The sequence below is a fragment of the Paenibacillus sp. RRE4 genome (genome assembly GCF_031844205.1).
Classification (GTDB): Bacteria; Bacillota; Bacilli; order Paenibacillales; family Paenibacillaceae; genus Paenibacillus; species Paenibacillus xylanexedens_B.
Genome location: NZ_JAUZUT010000003.1, coordinates 58,472 through 75,628 on the forward strand (window position 1 = coordinate 58,472; position 17,157 = coordinate 75,628).

Annotated in this window: 16 protein-coding genes; 5 read left to right on the plus strand and 11 right to left on the minus strand. The window is 43.0% G+C overall.

The genetic code is table 11. The features are described from left to right. Positions 1-66 precede the first annotated feature (66 nt). On the minus strand, positions 67-1,527 hold the full coding sequence (locus tag Q9R46_RS19035) for a carboxylesterase/lipase family protein (RefSeq protein ID WP_311281333.1): 1,461 nt from the start codon (positions 1,525-1,527) through the stop codon (positions 67-69). Between the two features lie 370 nt (positions 1,528-1,897). Between Q9R46_RS19035 and Q9R46_RS19040 the strand changes: the two genes are divergently transcribed. Then, complete coding sequence (locus Q9R46_RS19040) at positions 1,898-2,626, plus strand: helix-turn-helix transcriptional regulator (protein WP_311281334.1); 729 nt, start codon at positions 1,898-1,900, stop codon at positions 2,624-2,626. 1,157 nt (positions 2,627-3,783) lie between these two features. Here the strand turns inward: Q9R46_RS19040 and Q9R46_RS19045 are convergent. The 3 genes from Q9R46_RS19045 to Q9R46_RS19055 form a co-directional block, all read right to left on the minus strand. After that, positions 3,784-4,434 (minus strand): CPBP family intramembrane glutamic endopeptidase, encoded by a 651-nt coding sequence (locus Q9R46_RS19045; protein WP_311281335.1) that lies wholly within the window; start codon positions 4,432-4,434, stop codon positions 3,784-3,786. A 72-nt stretch (positions 4,435-4,506) separates the two neighbouring features. After that, a complete protein-coding gene (locus Q9R46_RS19050) occupies positions 4,507-4,704 on the minus strand; it encodes a hypothetical protein (protein ID WP_145333784.1) in 198 nt (65 codons plus the stop codon). A 27-nt stretch (positions 4,705-4,731) separates the two neighbouring features. Next, positions 4,732-4,941: a hypothetical protein gene (locus tag Q9R46_RS19055; RefSeq protein WP_145333786.1), complete on the minus strand. Its 210-nt coding sequence runs from the start codon at positions 4,939-4,941 to the stop codon at positions 4,732-4,734. Positions 4,942-5,286: 345 nt separating this feature from the next. On the opposite strand from Q9R46_RS19055, the gene Q9R46_RS19060 reads away from it, so the two are divergent. Together Q9R46_RS19060 and Q9R46_RS19065 are read left to right on the plus strand one after the other, a co-directional pair. Continuing rightward, positions 5,287-7,521 carry a peptidase domain-containing ABC transporter gene (locus Q9R46_RS19060; protein WP_311281336.1) on the plus strand — a complete coding sequence of 745 codons (2,235 nt, stop codon included), beginning with the start codon at positions 5,287-5,289 and terminating at the stop codon, positions 7,519-7,521. Beyond that, entirely contained in the window at positions 7,518-8,897 is a 1,380-nt protein-coding gene (locus Q9R46_RS19065) for a beta-barrel domain-containing protein (RefSeq protein WP_311281337.1), read from the plus strand. Before Q9R46_RS19060 ends, Q9R46_RS19065 begins: the two co-directional genes overlap by 4 nt. A gap of 302 nt (positions 8,898-9,199) precedes the next feature. Here Q9R46_RS19065 and Q9R46_RS19070 read toward each other — a convergent pair whose 3' ends face one another. From Q9R46_RS19070 to Q9R46_RS19095, 6 genes are all read right to left on the minus strand, one after another. Further along, positions 9,200-10,405 carry a metallophosphoesterase family protein gene (locus Q9R46_RS19070; protein WP_311281338.1) on the minus strand — a complete coding sequence of 402 codons (1,206 nt, stop codon included), beginning with the start codon at positions 10,403-10,405 and terminating at the stop codon, positions 9,200-9,202. Further along, a complete protein-coding gene (locus Q9R46_RS19075) occupies positions 10,405-10,743 on the minus strand; it encodes a DMT family transporter (protein WP_311281339.1) in 339 nt (112 codons plus the stop codon). Before Q9R46_RS19075 ends, Q9R46_RS19070 begins: the two co-directional genes overlap by 1 nt. Beyond that, positions 10,740-11,525: an HAD family hydrolase gene (locus tag Q9R46_RS19080; RefSeq protein WP_311281340.1), complete on the minus strand. Its 786-nt coding sequence runs from the start codon at positions 11,523-11,525 to the stop codon at positions 10,740-10,742. Before Q9R46_RS19080 ends, Q9R46_RS19075 begins: the two co-directional genes overlap by 4 nt. 146 nt (positions 11,526-11,671) lie before the next feature. Next, on the minus strand, positions 11,672-13,048 hold the full coding sequence (locus Q9R46_RS19085) for an ABC transporter substrate-binding protein (protein WP_311281341.1): 1,377 nt from the start codon (positions 13,046-13,048) through the stop codon (positions 11,672-11,674). A 51-nt stretch (positions 13,049-13,099) separates the two neighbouring features. Then, positions 13,100-13,954, minus strand: coding sequence for a carbohydrate ABC transporter permease (locus Q9R46_RS19090; protein WP_090921732.1), 855 nt, complete (start codon positions 13,952-13,954; stop codon positions 13,100-13,102). 50 nt (positions 13,955-14,004) lie between these two features. After that, the gene (locus Q9R46_RS19095; RefSeq protein ID WP_311281342.1) at positions 14,005-14,880 is read right to left on the minus strand and encodes a carbohydrate ABC transporter permease; all 876 of its coding nucleotides are present in this window, start codon (positions 14,878-14,880) and stop codon (positions 14,005-14,007) included. A gap of 200 nt (positions 14,881-15,080) precedes the next feature. Between Q9R46_RS19095 and Q9R46_RS19100 the strand changes: the two genes are divergently transcribed. Further along, entirely contained in the window at positions 15,081-15,653 is a 573-nt protein-coding gene (locus Q9R46_RS19100; RefSeq protein ID WP_311281343.1) for a GbsR/MarR family transcriptional regulator, read from the plus strand. A 146-nt stretch (positions 15,654-15,799) separates the two neighbouring features. On the opposite strand, the gene Q9R46_RS19105 is transcribed toward Q9R46_RS19100, so the two are convergent. Then, on the minus strand, positions 15,800-16,540 hold the full coding sequence (locus Q9R46_RS19105) for an SDR family oxidoreductase (protein ID WP_311281344.1): 741 nt from the start codon (positions 16,538-16,540) through the stop codon (positions 15,800-15,802). A gap of 203 nt (positions 16,541-16,743) precedes the next feature. On the opposite strand from Q9R46_RS19105, the gene Q9R46_RS19110 reads away from it, so the two are divergent. Then, a complete protein-coding gene (locus Q9R46_RS19110; RefSeq protein ID WP_145333806.1) occupies positions 16,744-17,085 on the plus strand; it encodes a winged helix-turn-helix transcriptional regulator in 342 nt (113 codons plus the stop codon). The last annotated feature ends 72 nt before the right edge of the window (positions 17,086-17,157 follow it).

Consider the following 17,157-nt stretch of genomic DNA (forward strand, 5'->3'; position numbering starts at 1 on the left):
TGCAATTAGAAAGACTAAGATTTTAGAACTCGTTGTATATTCTCAGACTTTTGATTGAAGGATACCTTACTTAACACCTAGCAGTTCGCGTTTGGAAGCCTCTGGGTCATGCACAACCTCAATCTCATGGTTAATGATCAGTGTCGCCCGATCTTCACGATATTCAGGCCATTCGATTCCTGCTGTCTCCGGATTGCCGTTTCTCGCGAAGGAAATCCAGGCATCCTGTACCTTGAGAGCAAGCGCTTTAGCCGCTTCATCCGGCTCAGCTTTCATGAATTTCAGCGCATCCAGCGTGTTAAATACAAAGAACATTTCAATGCTATGAATCGCTCTTTTCAGAAGGGGATGCTCCGGCATTACCCAGTCAAAACGGTACATCCACACCGGGGCATGCTTCTGCTGTGCAGATGCATACTGTAGTGCTGATCGCCAGAAGAACATATCCGTCATGACTTGAGCTTGTCCATCCGCTGTTTTCGGATAACTATCCGCGATAGCGGCGCGATTCTCCAGATCCGGTGTCATGAAATCAACGCCCTGCACCATATCAATTTCATTGGAAAACGGGACATCTGGCTGAATAAATAACGATCCTTCATGCAGCGTTGTTCCGATCAGTACCGGAATATCCTGCGCGAATCCCTCACTTACAGCCTGGAGTGGTATCTGGGGCAGTGTCTCACCATCGAGCACAGGTTGGAACAACAAGGCCATACCTGGTCCGCTCTGCTGTTTCACCGTTTCTGCCGCCGCCATAATCTGCTCTACCGGAATGCTGTTCAGGTTGGCTAGGCTGTCCCCGTCTATACCAAGCACCTTTAACATGCCCTCACGCAAAGCCGAAGCTTGTTCTGCCGGCATGAATTGCGAAGCACCACTCTCCATGATGGCACGCTGGAACAGCCCTTTGGCTGCTGGCATCGCCATTAGTGCGGCAATACTCATACTACCTGCCGATTCGCCAAACACCGTTACCTGACCAGGGTCACCGCCGAAGGAAGTAATGTTATCTTTCACCCATTGTAGCGCCGCTACCTGATCCAGCAGGCCTGCATTGGATACGTATGAATCATGCAGCGGAGCCATATGCAGGAATCCTAGCGGCCCAAGACGATAGTTAATCGTCACCACGATGACATCGCCGCGAACAGCCAGCTGTGTGCCATCATATACAGGCAGACTGCCTGATCCGGTTACGAACGATCCCCCGTGAATCCAGACCATAACGGGGAGGGGATGACTGCTTTCTTTTTTGGGTGCCCATATGTTCAGATACAGACTGTCTTCCGACTCTGGCGGCTTCTGCCCGCCCATCCATTCTGAATCCCGACGCGGCTGTATATTCTCAGGCCCAAATTCGGTCGCCTGTCTGATTCCTTCCCATGACTCGGGCTGTACCGGAGCTCGGAAACGCAGCTCTCCCACTGGCGGTTTCGCATAAGGAATACCCTTCCATACACTTGCACCGTGTAAAAGCTCGCCTTGAACCGTACCATATTTCGTTTGAACCTGAAGTTCTCGCATTCCGCTTCTACATCCTCTCCGTGATTGAATACATTCATTGGTACCCATGATTAGAGCTTAATTAGGCTAAACATGTGTATATATTTGAGTATAAATCTTCGGCATCCCCATTTACAAATTTTGCCCAGATGGATACCGTTTGATGTTAACTATAGCGTCCTCAGAGAAAATGTAATATCCAGACTCCATTTCGTTCTTTTCCCCTATATTTTTACTTAATAGTGGGTAATTTGCCTTATGTTAAATTTAACCATATAATTAATATTCAATTCAAAAGCAAAGGATGAGCAACATGACTCTACTCCACAATCCCAGAACCGCGGTTCCGCCCAATTGGAGTTCAAAAATCCAATTCTCAAGAGCACAATGGATGGATTGGAAATCAGAGTATAAAGGAACTTCATTGCGAGAACTCAAAACTCACATTTCTCATACTGGATTAAAGACGAGGCAGAACTCCAATAAAAAAGTGCTAGAGCTGTTTAGAAGTAAACTAAATTTGCTACAAGGGCAGTTCTTTTATCCACATCTCTTTTTTCTAGTAGACCTAGAGGGAATTGTACTAGATATCCATGGGGAGGATTCTCTTTATCAGGATTTCGAACCCTTGATCGTTAGGCCAGGTAGTGCAATGTCCATGGAATCAGGAGGAATTAACGCCATCTCTATCGCCATTAAAACAGGGGAGAACATATTCCTTGAAGGTGACGAACATCAACTAAGCTTCTTCAAAAGTTGGCTCTGCCTTTGCAGTCCAATTAAAGTTCAAGGTGAAATAGTAGCTTTTCTAAATTTCTCACGCCATACCCCGTTTGTATATGACAGTATATTTGCTTTAGTTTCATCTATCGTAGCCTCTATTGAATACGAATTAGAGTTAGAAATGCAGACTCATAATCAGATAGATAATCTATTTGATACTTACTGTTTTACGGCAAGAGAGCGTGAAGTCGCCAATCTCTGGCTACAGAATAAAGGAGCACTATACATAGGTGAGAAATTAGGAATTACGGAAGGCACAGTAAGAAACTTTGTGAAGAAGATTTATATGAAATCCGGAGTGAATGATCGTGGGGGATTTATGAAAAAGTTTTATTAAAAATAACGGGACATTAGTAGTGAAACATACGCTGAAGTCCCGTTTGTTTTCTTTTATTATATTCATAAACTTCTTATTCCTGAAATAATAGTACTTAGGTGAATAAGAAATACGGTGACTGTAACCATCCAGAAAAGCACTAAGGGCTGACTTAGAGCCCCATCACGGATCGCTTGCACTACTAATAGTATAGTCCAAACAACTAGCGCTATTAACAATAACTTTGTCGCCATAGAAGCCGCTTTCAACATCGCTAGTGTGTAACCAATTACTATAACTACCAGTGATAATCTGTATTCTTTCAATAATGAACTCCCTTTCCTTTCCATGGTTATTTCAAATCTTGCTATAATCTACTTTTGTTTTTTTATTCTAATACCGAAAGCTACAGCCAGCATAAAAAGCACACCTAAAATACTGAGAATGATCATTGAGGTGTTAACAGAAGGATCTTTATCATTCAGAAAATGAGGAAATAGGCGATTTAGTAATACGAGGGAAAAAACGAAAAATTGTAGAATGAAATATGGCACATACATTATATTATGAGTTTGGCTATAAAAATACACGAGAAGTAAAAATACAATCAAATTATATATTGATGTCGGCTTGTACTAAAATTAAGATGTAATACAGTAAAGCCAATGATAAAATCAATAGTTATTAATGCCTTTATATTTTTGAATTCATAACTCCTCATCTCACAATTCGTGTTATATCAATCTTAGCTACAGCAGATTGTCGATTAAAAGACCTAATTTATATCCTAGACTATAAGATTCTTCGGCAAGAGTAACTGTACTATTTAGTAGAAGGTTAAATGTATTAAAAATAATAACTCCTTCCATAGGTATAATCACAGGTAACATAACTTTCCCATACAAATTCCAATTTATATTCATCAAAGAAAAGAGCCTCCGTTCTTAATTTACTTCACCCCAAAGCTACTTTTTAATTTTCTTTGATTTCCTTAATTTAATAAACTCTACAGATATAAATAACATTATAATTAGTAATGATACAAGCGATAACAAGGCTAACCTTTTTTCTTTCAAAAATACATAAATAAGATTGACAAGTGGAATTAACAATAAAAAAATTCCGTAGTAATTTTTTTTATTCATGGGCTCCTCCAACATACATGGATATCTCGTATCTTATAACAGTACAACTAAAGCATTCCAGACCATATGAAGAACTATACCAGGAATCAGAGAATTTGTTTTAAAATAGATATAATTGAATATCAGCCCATATATCGTAGTCAAAATGAATAAGTCACTGTGCAGAAGCCCAAAGATCACCGAGGAAACAATCAAAGCCCATTTGAAACCAAATTTATTAAGTACGGTAGTAAAAAGTAAACCTCTGAATAGTAACTCCTCATAAAAAGGTATAATGATTATTATGGACAAGATCATAAATATGTTCTTTACGTTAAAAACCTGATTTAATTCATCCAATTTCAAACTTTCCCTTTGACTTTCATCCGAACCAAAACCAAAACCTAAAATAAAAATCGATGATAGGGTAAATAACGCCAACCCAGCAAGAACGTAGGCTAATACTGGTCTCAAACTCAATTTTAACTTATCAGATATAAAACCTCTAAATCGATTATTTAAGGAGAGAAAAGCGACATATGATAGCACTTGAAATAACATAAATATAAGTGCCTCATCTATATTTCGAATACCCATTATCTTAAGTGTTGTAGAGATTATAATCATTAATAGTGCTGGTATTGACAATATGAAGACTATTTTCATAGCAACTTCTTTAAAACTATATACTTTGCCTGAATACATTACTCTATCCCACCTCTTACAGTAGTAGCCTGGTTACATAGATTATACGTAATCAGGCTACTTCATTACTAATTATCTTTTATTCCATCCATCCACTACACCGCTCGTAAACCCTTTTGAGAAATCCCAAATTGGTTCTAGAACTGCCACACCTCTTAAAAGGCCGTTCTTGCTTGCTTTCTCTGCTGTATCTAGTAAATCTGAAAACCAGCCACCACCATCTATTTGTAACATTTCATCGGAACTAAGTTCTACAAATTGTGTATGCATACATTCTTACCTCCTAATTAAAATAAATTATCTTCTACCATTCGTAGCATAATTAATATAGTTCCACGGATTAACGAATTCTTTAACTGCTGAACCTATGCCCTTAACGCCTTCTACAACCCCTTGTCCAACATAGCCTACGCCATATCCCACAGCTTTACCCAAGTCTTCCATAATGCCCCCTCCATTGATATCTTCCAACTCAGACATAGACAATTGACTAAAATTATTATTCATATACTATTACCTCCTATAATTTTGAATCTATGTAAAATTAATACTTAAATTAGTTTTTGTCAATATCTTTTTTACATCTCTTTATTAACTTGTTATCTGATCTTAGGCCATATAAAACATAATTAATTCATATACATAGTATAAAATCTACAATTAATAAAAATATAATCCTATATCCACTATTAGATATGTACTCCATATGCCATATAGCTTATTCTAAACATTCTCTTCTTATATTCTGGGTAGATAATCAAGATTTTAGAAATGATACTTCCCATAGTAAAAGTGTAGAAACTTTGATTAATACGATATTTAAGTCATGATTTACTACTTTCGGAGGTTCACATGTCTTTATTCAATAGGTTCAGTATTCAAAAACAATATGATCAAAAGGACTGTGGTGCAGCTTGTATAGCAACTATTTCGCGTCATCACGGTTTAAAAATCCCGCTTACTCGTATTAGAGAAATTGCAGGTACTGATAAACAAGGCACTAATGCATTAGGTCTTATCAAGGCTGCAGAACAACTAGGTTTCTCAGCCAAAGCTGTTAAAGGGAACCCGGAAGCCTTCTTCAGTGACTTCCCACTGCCTTGCATTGCACATGTAGTTATCGATCAAAAACTTCTCCATTATGTAGTTATACATAAGATAACAAAGAAAAAAGTAATTATAGCCGACCCAGCAAAAGGAATTGTAAAGTATAACCCCGAAGAATTTTTCAAGATTTGGACAGGTATCCTAATCTTTATGGTTCCAACCACACAGTTTCAGAAGAAAAATGAAACACAAGGTACCTTATCTCGTTTCTTCACCCTACTGCTCCCTCAGAAACATATGTTATTGGGGATTTTTTTCGCGTCATTGTTATATACAGCATTAGGCCTTTTAGGTGCTTTTTATTTTAAATTCTTACTTGATTCGATTGTTCCTTACAGGCTAGAGCAGACCCTACATTGGATTTCAATTGGTGTCATCGTCCTGACTTTACTACAGGTGTTGTTAAATGCATTTAGAAGCCACTTGTTACTGTACCTGAGTCAGAAGTTAGATATCTCATTAATCCTTGGGTACTACTATCATGTCTTGAGATTGCCTCTTTCCTTTTTCGAGACACGTAAAACAGGAGAAATCATCTCCCGACTTATGGACGCATCTAAAGTGAGGGAAGCTATATCCAGTGCTGCTCTAACCATAATGATTGATACTTTAATGGTCATAGCGGGTGGAATCATTTTATATTCACAAAACTCATTCCTTTTTGGAATCACAGCGATTTTGGTCCCACTTTACGCTCTGATTGTTTGGGGATTCCACCGTACATTCGAAAGACAAAATCGAGAGCAAATGGAGCAAAACGCTGCATTGACTTCATATATTGTTGAATCTGTTAATGGTATTGAGACACTTAAAGCTTACCAAGCTGAGAGAGAAGCCAATCTAGAAACTGAGAGAAAGTTCATTACATTGCTACGTACTCTCTTCAGTTTCGGATATTCTAACAATCTTCAATCTAATCTTAAGGGAGCTCTTCAAGGTGTTGGTGGGATTGCCATCCTGTGGATTGGTGCTAACGAGGTATTGAAAGGGCAATTAACCATCGGACAGCTCATTACGTTTAATGCTCTGCTCGCATACTTTCTAAATCCCATTTTAAATCTAATCAACTTGCAGTCCTCCCTACAGACCGCTATTGTTGCTGCAGATCGGCTAACTGAAATTATGGATCTGGAACCTGAAAAAAAGGAATCCGATGACCGCAATATCAGACCAACCACACTGAAGGGCTCTATTAACTTTCAAGATGTTCATTTCCGCTATGGGACAAGACAATCTATTTTAAATGGCGTATCTCTGCATGTTAATCCAGGTGAAAAAGTCGCATTAGTAGGAGAAAGTGGATCTGGTAAGACCACCTTAGTCAAGTTATTACTCCGTTTCTACGAAGCAGAAAAGGGAGAACTTCTAATCTCAGAGAACAACATAAAAGATATTTCTATTGAGTCACTTCGACAGAAAATAAGTTATATCCCGCAACAAACATTTTTCTTCAGTGGAACGATTAGAGATAATCTTGCCATGGGAGCAACTTCCGAGATAGAAATGGATGAAATTATCGAAGCTACAAAACAAGCAAGTGCCCACGATTTTATCAATCAATTGCCTATGCGTTATCAGACTAATCTTGAAGAGAATGCCTCTAATTTGTCAGGTGGACAGCGTCAGCGACTGGCTTTGGCACGAGCATTACTAACTAGACCAGACATACTCATCTTGGATGAAGCCACCAGCAATTTGGATACAACAACCGAAAAAGCGGTATCTGACACGATTCATGGCTTAGAGGATATGATCATGATCATTATTGCTCACCGACTAAGTACGGTTATGCGCTGTGATCGCATTTTTGTCATGGACAAAGGTATCGTAGTCGAGTCTGGAACACATAGTCAGCTATTACAGCTACGAGGGAGATATTACGAGCTTTGGAAGGATCAGTTACCTGGATTAGATTCAGGAAGCCAACAAGAAGAAAATCGCGCTCTACCTAAATCGGGACACATGGGGGCGATGGTATGAGTTTTAAACTTCTAAACCTTGAAGAGCTTAGAGACAGTAGAGAAATGTTGGAAAAAAGGTCACCTGCCTTTATTAGTTGGTTTCTGATATTGCTAACTGTCGTCCTCGCTATTGCTCTAATTTGGAGTTGGAAAGCTCAAATTGATATCGTTGTGAAAGCTCCTGGAGTGATTAAGCCCAATGAAAGAATATCCAAAATCATAAATAAGGCTACAGGAAGCGTCTCAAAAATCTATGTCCAACAGGGACAGCAAGTTCATACTGGAGACAAACTCTTCTCCATACAAACTGGAACACTTAAAAGTGATCGAACCCGCTTACAAGAAGATTTAAAAGAATCAGAGCAACGATTGACTGGCCTTGAACAACTCTCTGTAGCCCTATCTTCGGGTAATGAGGCAATAAAGCCCTACACAACGGCTGAAACCCTGTTGCGTCACAATAATTCATTACAGAATAAACTAGAGTTAGATATTTTAAAGGTGATGGCTGATCTGGTCGAAACGGATAAAAAAATTGCTAACCAACGCCTCCTACTTAAAAGTCTTAACTATGGTAAAAACTACTTGGCCTCAGGTTCTCTTGAATATGAACGATATGAAAACCATAGCTTGAAGGCTTCTCAAAATTCATTAGCTGAAGCACAAATCCAGGAAGATTATAAACGAGCTATCTTTAACGGTGATGAGCTAACCGCGGCAGCGGCCAAAGAGAAGCTAAAGACAATCAAGTTGCAGATGGAAACCAGTCAAAGTGAATTTAGATTCACAACTCAGTCAGAGTTGGAGGATGCATTACAGCAGAAAGAAACGTTAAAAAAACAAAAATCGGACTTGTACGTTCAGTTGCAAGGTAGTATTGAAGAGTTAAAACAACAACAAAAGGAACTTAATACCCGAATTAACACCATTAGTTCTAGTCTGAATAATTATACAGCAACTGCACCGACTTCAGGCGTCATCAACATCATCAATGAGATCGGTGAGGGACAGCTTATTCAGGAAGGATTACAAGTATTAGATATAGTTCCAATTAAAAATACGATATACTCTGTTCAAATTGCTATGAATCAACAGGATGTAGGCCGTATTCACGAGGGAGACACTGTTCGCTTTCATTTTGCAGCCTTTCCTCGAGAAGAATATGGTTCGGTGCTTGGGAAAGTAGCATCTATTAGTAGCGATGCCTTAATAAATCCGCAGAATGGCTCGAGTTACTATATGGTTGAAGCTAATCTCGAATCCATCATATTGAAAAATATTCTTGGTCAATCTGAGCATATTAAATCAGGAATGCAAACCGAGGCGTACATTATTACGGAGCAAAAATCAGCCTTGAAATGGCTATTAGAGAAAATGGATTTTTGGACAAAATAAAAAACGGAGTCGTACATGTTAAGTACGACTCTGTTTTATTTTTAATAGTAAGAACTATAAAGATACATCAATAAGATATCTCCAGTTATTAGCTTCATTTCTCTAACTCCATTAGAAAAACTTATCAAGTATATCACCTAATTTGTACCCTAATCCATAAGATTCATTGGCAGAGTAACCATGCTTTTTAGGAGAAAGTTAGATGTATTAAAAATAATAATTCCTAAAATAGGTATAATTACAGGTAACATCGATTTTCCATACCAATGCCAGTTTTTATTCCTCAAGAAGAGAACATCCTTTCACAAAAAATGGGTGAATTGAGAAAACGATGATTCACACTCCACTACTGGATATCGCACCGTATACTCAGCACCCTCAATCCATTTCCCGGCAGTAAAGTCCCGGCCCTTCACAACCACTCGATCCTTGTAAATCTCCACATGCAGTCCTTCGCTACCCTCCAAATGTTCGTCCTCATCCGTCCATAGATAAGCAACAGAAGAAGCATTAAACATGGTTGGCATTTGACCTGCACCATCGTACATCGTATGCGGTGCTTGCAGCTGCCAATGTGTATGTCCCGAGAACAAAATCGTTTGTGGATACTTGGCGAGCACGGCTTTCAATTCCGCATCCTGATTCACGCCATACCAGCCTTGTGCCTGAAGCGATCCCGCAACGGTGTCTATCAGCGGCTGATGGATAAAGATAAAAATGGGACGATCTGGCGCAGCCTGTTCAGCCAGCTTCGCATCCAGCCATTCCAGTTGTTCAGACGACATCTCACAGTCCTTCGGATGCGGTTGTTCCGTGCCAAGAAAGATATAATGATATCCGTCGATCCAATGATCGTGATAACTTCCCTTCATGCCTGTCGCCGCTTCAAAATCGTTCAACCGTCGATGCCATAATCCCGCTACAGTTATTGTTTCAGTGTTGGTTCTAGCAGAGATTTCTGCCTGAACTTCTCCACGTACACTTCCTTCTTTATTTCCACCCTCACTGTCATACACATGGCTACCTACACTGCCTTCTGAACTTCCCATTTCTCCTTCATACCCAGCCTGCCCAGACAACATAAACTGGTTGCCAGCCAGCTTCTGAATCAGCGCCGCTGACTCCTCCGCTGTCTGCTTCACCGGATGCTCTAACTCGGCATCTTGCTCCAGCAGTTCAGCAACATGCCCTTCGGTCATCCCAAGTAATACCAATGGCGGCTTCTGCCAGATGACTGCTCCAATATCATGATTGCCCACCGTGAAACGTATCTCCGGCAACTTCTCCGCATATTGCTCCCAGATTCGCTGCCATTCCCGATACTCGCTCGGCAACCCGCGGTCGGTTACATCACCCACATGCATAATTCCACTGCTTCCATAGCTGAAAGAGGCAATATCTGCAAGCGCCTGCTCCAGATGCCGGTTATGAATATGACCCACCTCGTCCCGTACATGTGTGTCCGTGATCACTTGGAAGGTAGCCAGTGGTTGCTCGGTAGTACTCATTACGAATCACTCCATTTCAGTCCAATAATGCCTATCAAAATAAAACCGATCCATACCATCGACGTCAGTCGCAGTCGTTCACCAAAGAAATAATGCCCCACCACGCCAATCATCGTGATCCCCACGCCTGACCAGATCGCATAGGCTACAGCCAGCGGCATATACTTGACGGCATAATTCAGAAAGGTGAAGCTTGCGGCGTAACAAACAAACATCATCACGGAAGGCCACAATCTGGAGAAACCATCCGATACTTTAAGTAATATCGTGGCACTCAGTTCCAGACCAATGGCAAGTGCCAGCAACACCCAGCCCAGATAAGTCTGACTATTCGTCATCGGCCTACCCCACCGGAGAGCAATTCATGGAACGTCTGGATCGTGCGATCCGCCAGTTGTATTTTCCCAGGCTCACCAATGCCAATCTTGTAGCCTGCTCCGGCCGCTCTCGCCATCTCCATATCTCCGTCCGTGTCCCCAATCACCATGACCTGCTGCGCCTGTACACTGAGTCGCTCACAAGCAAGTAGCAACATATCGGGGAACGGTTTACCGCGGTCCACCAAATCTGTGCCAATGACGATGTCAAAGTAATCATCCAGCCCCATCCATTGCAGATGTTTGACTGCACTTGCGGTCTCATCGGCTGTCACGACGCCCAGTTTCAACCCCTGACTCCGTGACTGCCCCAAGAACTCTCTCACACCAGGTAGCGGGTATGCTGGGCGATGTACTTCCATCGCTTCCTCCGCCTGTGCGAGACATGCCCGAACGATCATTTTGGCCTCTGCCCAGCTGAGGCCTGCACGATATCCATGCCACGTCAGCACGGCATATACTTCATCCATCGTACCCATGGCGAGCGGGCCCCGGACATCATAACCGTTCATCCGTCCTTGTTCATCGTGAAACGTGCCCCAGATCTTTGGAAGATCGGCATCATCCATCTCTAAACCACGAATAACCAGTTGTTCTCTGAAATCATTGAGCACACAATCTGTCCAGAACCCCCACATGCCTGTAAAATCAAGCAACGTCCCATCCTTATCAAACAGAATGGCTTGAGCCTGCGTCTGTAAACGGTCGTCTACATATATCTCATGTACTTTATTCTCTTGCATGGACTAAACTCCTTGTCTGTGATCGTAATGAATGGAAAGGGCGGTACGTGGTGTACCGCCCTTTTGTTTAAGGCTTCAATGTCTATACATGAGAGAAGATGAATTGGAATACACTACAAAACGGATCAAACCTCACGCGTCCTCCGTTATTTTGCGATTCGATCCAGTTCTTTCTGCGCTTTCTCTTTGGCTTCCTTCAGCGCCTGCTCTGCCGGAACATTGTTGATCTGCACTTTATCCGCTGCTTCCTTCAGGGCATCGTTAATTTTCCCGCCTGTTGGATCACGGAATGGAGCTGAAGCATGCGCTGCTTGTTGCAATGGTACGGTAATCTGTGGATGCTCTTCGCTGAATTTCTTGAATTCCGGATCTTGCTGTGCAGATTGACGCACGGCAATGTAACCTGTGTTCATCGACCACGAAGCGGTGTTCTCGGTTTTGGAGAAATACGTCAGCCATTTATACGCTGCCTGTTGTTGCTCTGGACTAGCTGCTGCCGGAATACCTGCAAGGATGGCACTCGCTACAGGTTTACCTTCGCCAATGCCTTCCCAGCCTGGCTGTTGCATGGCCGCTACGATTTTAAAGTCCAGATCGCCTTGGTCGCCACTTGAACCGGTGTATCCAGCCGCTTTATTTTTCATCACATCGTCAATCGTTTTGTACCAATACTCCCAGCCTTGACCGCCATACTGAATGCCCATGATGTTGTCTTCGTTGATCCATTTACGGAACAGTTCCCATGTCTCGATCCATTCAGGGGAGTCGATCATCACCGTTTTACCGTCATCACTCAGAATTTTGCCGCCTTTGCCCATAACAGCATCGATCATGTTATCTCTGCCCCACATCGGCTCCCAGCCATAGAAGGTCGTTTTGCCATTTTCTTTCTTGGACATCTTCGCGGCAGCCTCGGCAAACTTCTCCCATGTCGTCAGGCTTGCCGGGTCGATTCCGTTCTCTTTGAACGTATCCATACGGTAGTACATAATTTGAGTCGTGCCATACATCGGTAAAAAGAACTGCTTGCCATCTACATTCCCTTGTTCCAGGAACGTTGGAATAAAATCGCCTTTTTTGAATTCCGGATCAGCCGCGATCATCTCATCCATAGATGCATAGTAACCTTTGCGGGCCCAGTCAATATTGGCACTAAGAACGGCAGCAGGTACTTTCTTGGACGCAATGGCCGCTTGAAGCTTCTGCTCAGTCTCGGTGTAGTCCGCTTGTACAATGCCCTTCACAACCACTTCGTTCTGCGAGGCGTTGAACGCATCGATTTTCTTCTTCATATTGTCGCCCAGATTACCGCCCAGCCCATACCAGAACTCAATCTCCACCGGTACTTTTGCTTGTGTATCCGTGCCGCCGCTAGCAGCAGCCGTTGAATTCGATTCTGCCGGGGCTTGTGTTCCACAAGCGGTTATTAAAGCGAAGCTTGCAGCGAGTACCAGCGACATGCCACCTTTCCAGCTCAGCTTCAGTTTCTTTTTCAAAGTCATGCCTGACTTGCTCCAATTCATTGTTGTTCCTCCTGTTTTTGGGTGACTTTATTAGGAAAAAAGTGAAGCATATCAATTCTTGTTTACGCCAGCCGTCATGTTCACACTCTGCATGATCGTTTTCTGGGTGAACACGAAAAGAATAAGTAAAGGTGCGATGGTAAACGCACTTGCAGCCATAATCTGCGGCCAAGCCAGTCCATAGGCCCCGCCTTCCACGAAGAAACTTCGTAACCCGGCAGATACCAGCTGCAGGTCAGGGTCTTTGGTGATGAGCATCGGCCAGAAATAGTTGTTGTACTGTTCTATGAATGTAATCAGCACCATCACGGCGAAGCTGGAGCGAACGAGCGGTGCAATAATCGTCCAGAGAATGCGGAAATGTGATGCTCCATCCAGCTGTCCGGCTTCCACGAGTTCATGAGACACCTGCATAAAGGCCTGACGAATCAGGAAAATAGAGAACACACTGACACAATTGGATACGATCAGACCTGTGTAGGAATCCAGCAGATTCAGCTCGCTTAACACCAAGTAACCTGGCAGATATACGGCTGTGCTTGGAATCATGTACCCTACCAGAATGATGCCGGTTAACGTGCCCTTAAGGCGAAATTTCATATGAGTCAAGGCGTATGCCATCATGCTGGAGTTCACAATCTGGAGCAGACAGATCGCTATGGCGACCCCGGTGCTGTTCAGCATGTACCGTGCAAACGGTGCAGCGTTCCAGGCATCCACGTAGTTCTGCCACAGAAATGTCTCTGGCCAGAAGGTCGGCGGGAACTGCCAGATTTCATCATTTGTTTTGAATCCGCTGATCACCATCCAATAGAACGGAAAAGCAGTGCCTAGTGCAATAATAGCAAGCGCCAGATAGCGAAGGATGGCACTGATTTTTACTTTTTTACGGGATGCCTTATGCATCTCTCTGGGCTTCATTTGGCTCGTTTTACTTTTGGGCATGGTCATTGTCATTAGTAGTGCACCAGGCGTCTGCCAAGCAGGAAGGAAACTCCCGATAACAGCACGCAGATCAGAATAATAACTACAGCGATCGATGAAGCTTCTCCGACATTAAACGATTCAAACGCAGACTGATAGTACATATACAGCAAGGTTCGAGTTGATCCAGCAGGTCCACCTTGAGTCATGACGTTAATCTGGTCGTAAGCCTGTAGCGATTGAATGGTCAGTATGATGGAGAGGAAAAAGGTCGTTGGCGAGATCAGCGGCAACGTAATTCTTCTGAACTTGTCCCAGGCTCCTGCCCCGTCAATGGAAGCTGCTTCAAGCAGATCGGACGGCAGATTCCGTAGAGCTACCAGATAGAACACCATCGCCCAACCAATGGACTTCCACAGGGTGACAATCAACACGGCAACCAGTGCCCAGTCCATATCACGGAGCCATCCAATCGGCGATACTCCCACCCAGCCCAGCATCAGATTGGCTAGTCCCACTTGCGGTTCAAAAATCCATGACCATGCGATGGATACGGCAACCGTTGGTGTCACCCATGGTGAGAAGAGCAATGTGCGAAAAATACCGGATGATTTCATTTTGCTATTCATCAGCATCGCTAGTGCAAGTCCTCCCACAATCGTAGGGATCACGCTTCCGAGTCCAAACAATAACGTGACTTTCAGAGATCGATAGAACTCTGAATTCGTTAGCAGGTACGTGTAGTTATCCAACCCGACGAACAGCTTGTCCGGGCTCATGAAGTCCCAGTCCGTAAAACTGAGATATACGATGTATCCCAGAGGTCCCAGCCAGAAAATCAACAGCGGGATTAAAGCAGGCAACGTGAATAGAACTGCCTCGGACTCTCTCCATATTTTCAAACGCAATTCTCCCACTCCTTATTGTCCAAATTTTCTTTAATCATTAGCAATTTATAGATACATATAAGCTTTTTTAATCTTCTGTACAAAAATGATTGTACATTTGAATTGAAAAATCTATTTCGGGGTTGTGTTAAAATTCGAAGGACTCATGTAAAATATGAATATGTTCGTGGAAACGTTTATTCTATTGCCGAGGTGACATTGTGGGAAAAGAAATTGCCGGGAACCCGAATCATTTATCGTTACCTGATCGGTCTGCACTAAGGGAGAGAGTCATCGAGGCGATTGCCAATACGATGGATCTCTATGGGGTTAATCATACGTTTGGTAAATTGTACGGTGTGATGTATTTCGAAGACCGTCCGATGACGCTGGAAGAGATGAAAACCTCTATGAATATGAGCAAAAGCAACATGAGTTATGCCGTTCGTTCGTTAACCGAGTCTCAAATGATCTATAAGCTGGACGAGAAAAAGGAGCGGCAGGATCAATATGTGGCGGAGACAGACTTCTTTCGCACGTTTCAAAACTTCTTCGGATTAAAGTTGCAGCGGGAAGTGGATGTGATGCTGGAAGGCATCCGCGAGGTCATCCCTGACCTGACAACCATGATTCTATCGGAACATACAACTGCACAAGAACGGGAAGAGGCATTGCGAGATTTGCACAAACTCCAGCATGCAGAGCAATACTATGTCTGGCTCCAAGGATTCGTGGATCGGCTGCGAGAAGGTAAGCTATATGAAAATAGCCCGCAAACACCGGACCAAGGATAATGAAAATATAAATAAAAGAGCTGTCCCAATCCAAAGACTTTGGGGACAGCTCTTTTATTATCGTGTAGGATAAGTCTTCTCATCTTTTCGTCATGTTTCAACATCGTTTTCGTAGCATATATCTCACGAGAACTACATAACCGCTATCAAATTAGAGTATATCCCCCGTCTACATACAACGTACTTCCGGTCGTGAACGTATTCGTCATCAGATACGCGACTGTATGTGCAATTTCTTCATTGGAGCCTACACGTTTGAGCACTGACATTTCCTCATAATCTTTGAAATGATCGCCTCGCGGTGTCCCTTCCTGTCCTTCCCGCCAGATGGTTCCAGGGGAGACTACATTGACACGGACAGGAGCCAGCTCGACGGCAAGTGCTTTACCCAGGCTCTCAATGGCTCCGTTACACGCCGCATATGAAGCTCCTCCATCCAATGGACGCTGGCTGAACCCGCCAGATATCAATGTGATTGAGCCTGAGGAAGCGAGATAGGGTGCAGCGTACTTCGCAGCAAAATATTGAGGCCAAAATTTCCCTTTGAAACAACTCTCTGCTGTCTCCCGATCCGAAGTTAGGGGGCCTCGGGTATAGACCGCTCCCGGGGTGAATAGATGATCGAATGCACCAACTTGGGCGAAAAATGCTTCGATCTGCTGTTCATCCTGATTGTCCAGCACATAAGTATCGACAAGGGCACGCCGGTCTCCACCCTCTCTTATCGCCTCGATCTGATTTCGTGCCGTCTCCAGTCTGGATGACGATCTACCTGCAATGACGATTGAAGCGCCTGCTTCAGCTACCTGGATTGCGGTAGCCAATCCGATACCTGAGCTTCCGCCAATAATAACAACCCGTTTATTCTCCAGTGTATACCCATTCATCTATCATCTTCTCCTTGTCTCCAGTTATACGCGTGAGCTCACGTACTGTTCATTATTCAACACATAGATAACGCTGAACAGTACGCACTTACATCGTACCTAGTACGAAATTGCATACTATTGGGGTAAAGAACTCAGCAAAAATGATGAAAATCCGTTAAAATAGATAGAATAATATAGGCAGATAAACTGAGGTGATTACTATGAATTTACAAGAGCCCCGGTTAGAAGGTGTCATAACTACACTAGAGACCATTAATGGGAAATGGAAACCGCTCATATTGTTCATTTTATTGAAAGAAGGTACCAAACGATTTGGTGAACTACGGCGTATGATTCCTGAGGTATCTCAAGGCACGTTAACGAAGCAATTGCGCGAATTGGAGCAGGATCTGATCATCGTGCGCACACTCTATGGAGATGTTCCGCCCAAAGTGGAGTACAGCCTGTCTGAACATGGTCAGACCATCGGCACATTATTGGACAACATGTGCGGCTGGGGTAAAGCACATCGGAACTATTTGAACAGCAACCACAACCAATAGAAACTGCCCGCTTGTTGCACCATAAATAAATCATGCATTCTCAGAAATTATCTGCAATGCCAAAGAGGCCGG

What these genes read in the sequence shown, in the direction of transcription:
- Q9R46_RS19035 (WP_311281333.1), bottom strand. Translation starts at nt 1,527, where the DNA reads ATGCGAGAACTTCAGGTTCAAACGAAATATGGTACGGTTCAAGGCGAG.
- Q9R46_RS19040 (WP_311281334.1), top strand. Translation starts at nt 1,898, where the DNA reads ATGGATTGGAAATCAGAGTATAAAGGAACTTCATTGCGAGAACTCAAA.
- Q9R46_RS19045 (WP_311281335.1), bottom strand. Translation starts at nt 4,434, where the DNA reads ATGTATTCAGGCAAAGTATATAGTTTTAAAGAAGTTGCTATGAAAATA.
- Q9R46_RS19050 (WP_145333784.1), bottom strand. Translation starts at nt 4,704, where the DNA reads ATGCATACACAATTTGTAGAACTTAGTTCCGATGAAATGTTACAAATA.
- Q9R46_RS19055 (WP_145333786.1), bottom strand. Translation starts at nt 4,941, where the DNA reads ATGAATAATAATTTTAGTCAATTGTCTATGTCTGAGTTGGAAGATATC.
- Q9R46_RS19060 (WP_311281336.1), top strand. Translation starts at nt 5,287, where the DNA reads ATGTCTTTATTCAATAGGTTCAGTATTCAAAAACAATATGATCAAAAG.
- Q9R46_RS19065 (WP_311281337.1), top strand. Translation starts at nt 7,518, where the DNA reads ATGAGTTTTAAACTTCTAAACCTTGAAGAGCTTAGAGACAGTAGAGAA.
- Q9R46_RS19070 (WP_311281338.1), bottom strand. Translation starts at nt 10,405, where the DNA reads ATGAGTACTACCGAGCAACCACTGGCTACCTTCCAAGTGATCACGGAC.
- Q9R46_RS19075 (WP_311281339.1), bottom strand. Translation starts at nt 10,743, where the DNA reads ATGACGAATAGTCAGACTTATCTGGGCTGGGTGTTGCTGGCACTTGCC.
- Q9R46_RS19080 (WP_311281340.1), bottom strand. Translation starts at nt 11,525, where the DNA reads ATGCAAGAGAATAAAGTACATGAGATATATGTAGACGACCGTTTACAG.
- Q9R46_RS19085 (WP_311281341.1), bottom strand. Translation starts at nt 13,048, where the DNA reads ATGAATTGGAGCAAGTCAGGCATGACTTTGAAAAAGAAACTGAAGCTG.
- Q9R46_RS19090 (WP_090921732.1), bottom strand. Translation starts at nt 13,954, where the DNA reads ATGCATAAGGCATCCCGTAAAAAAGTAAAAATCAGTGCCATCCTTCGC.
- Q9R46_RS19105 (WP_311281344.1), bottom strand. Translation starts at nt 16,540, where the DNA reads ATGAATGGGTATACACTGGAGAATAAACGGGTTGTTATTATTGGCGGA.
- Q9R46_RS19110 (WP_145333806.1), top strand. Translation starts at nt 16,744, where the DNA reads ATGAATTTACAAGAGCCCCGGTTAGAAGGTGTCATAACTACACTAGAG.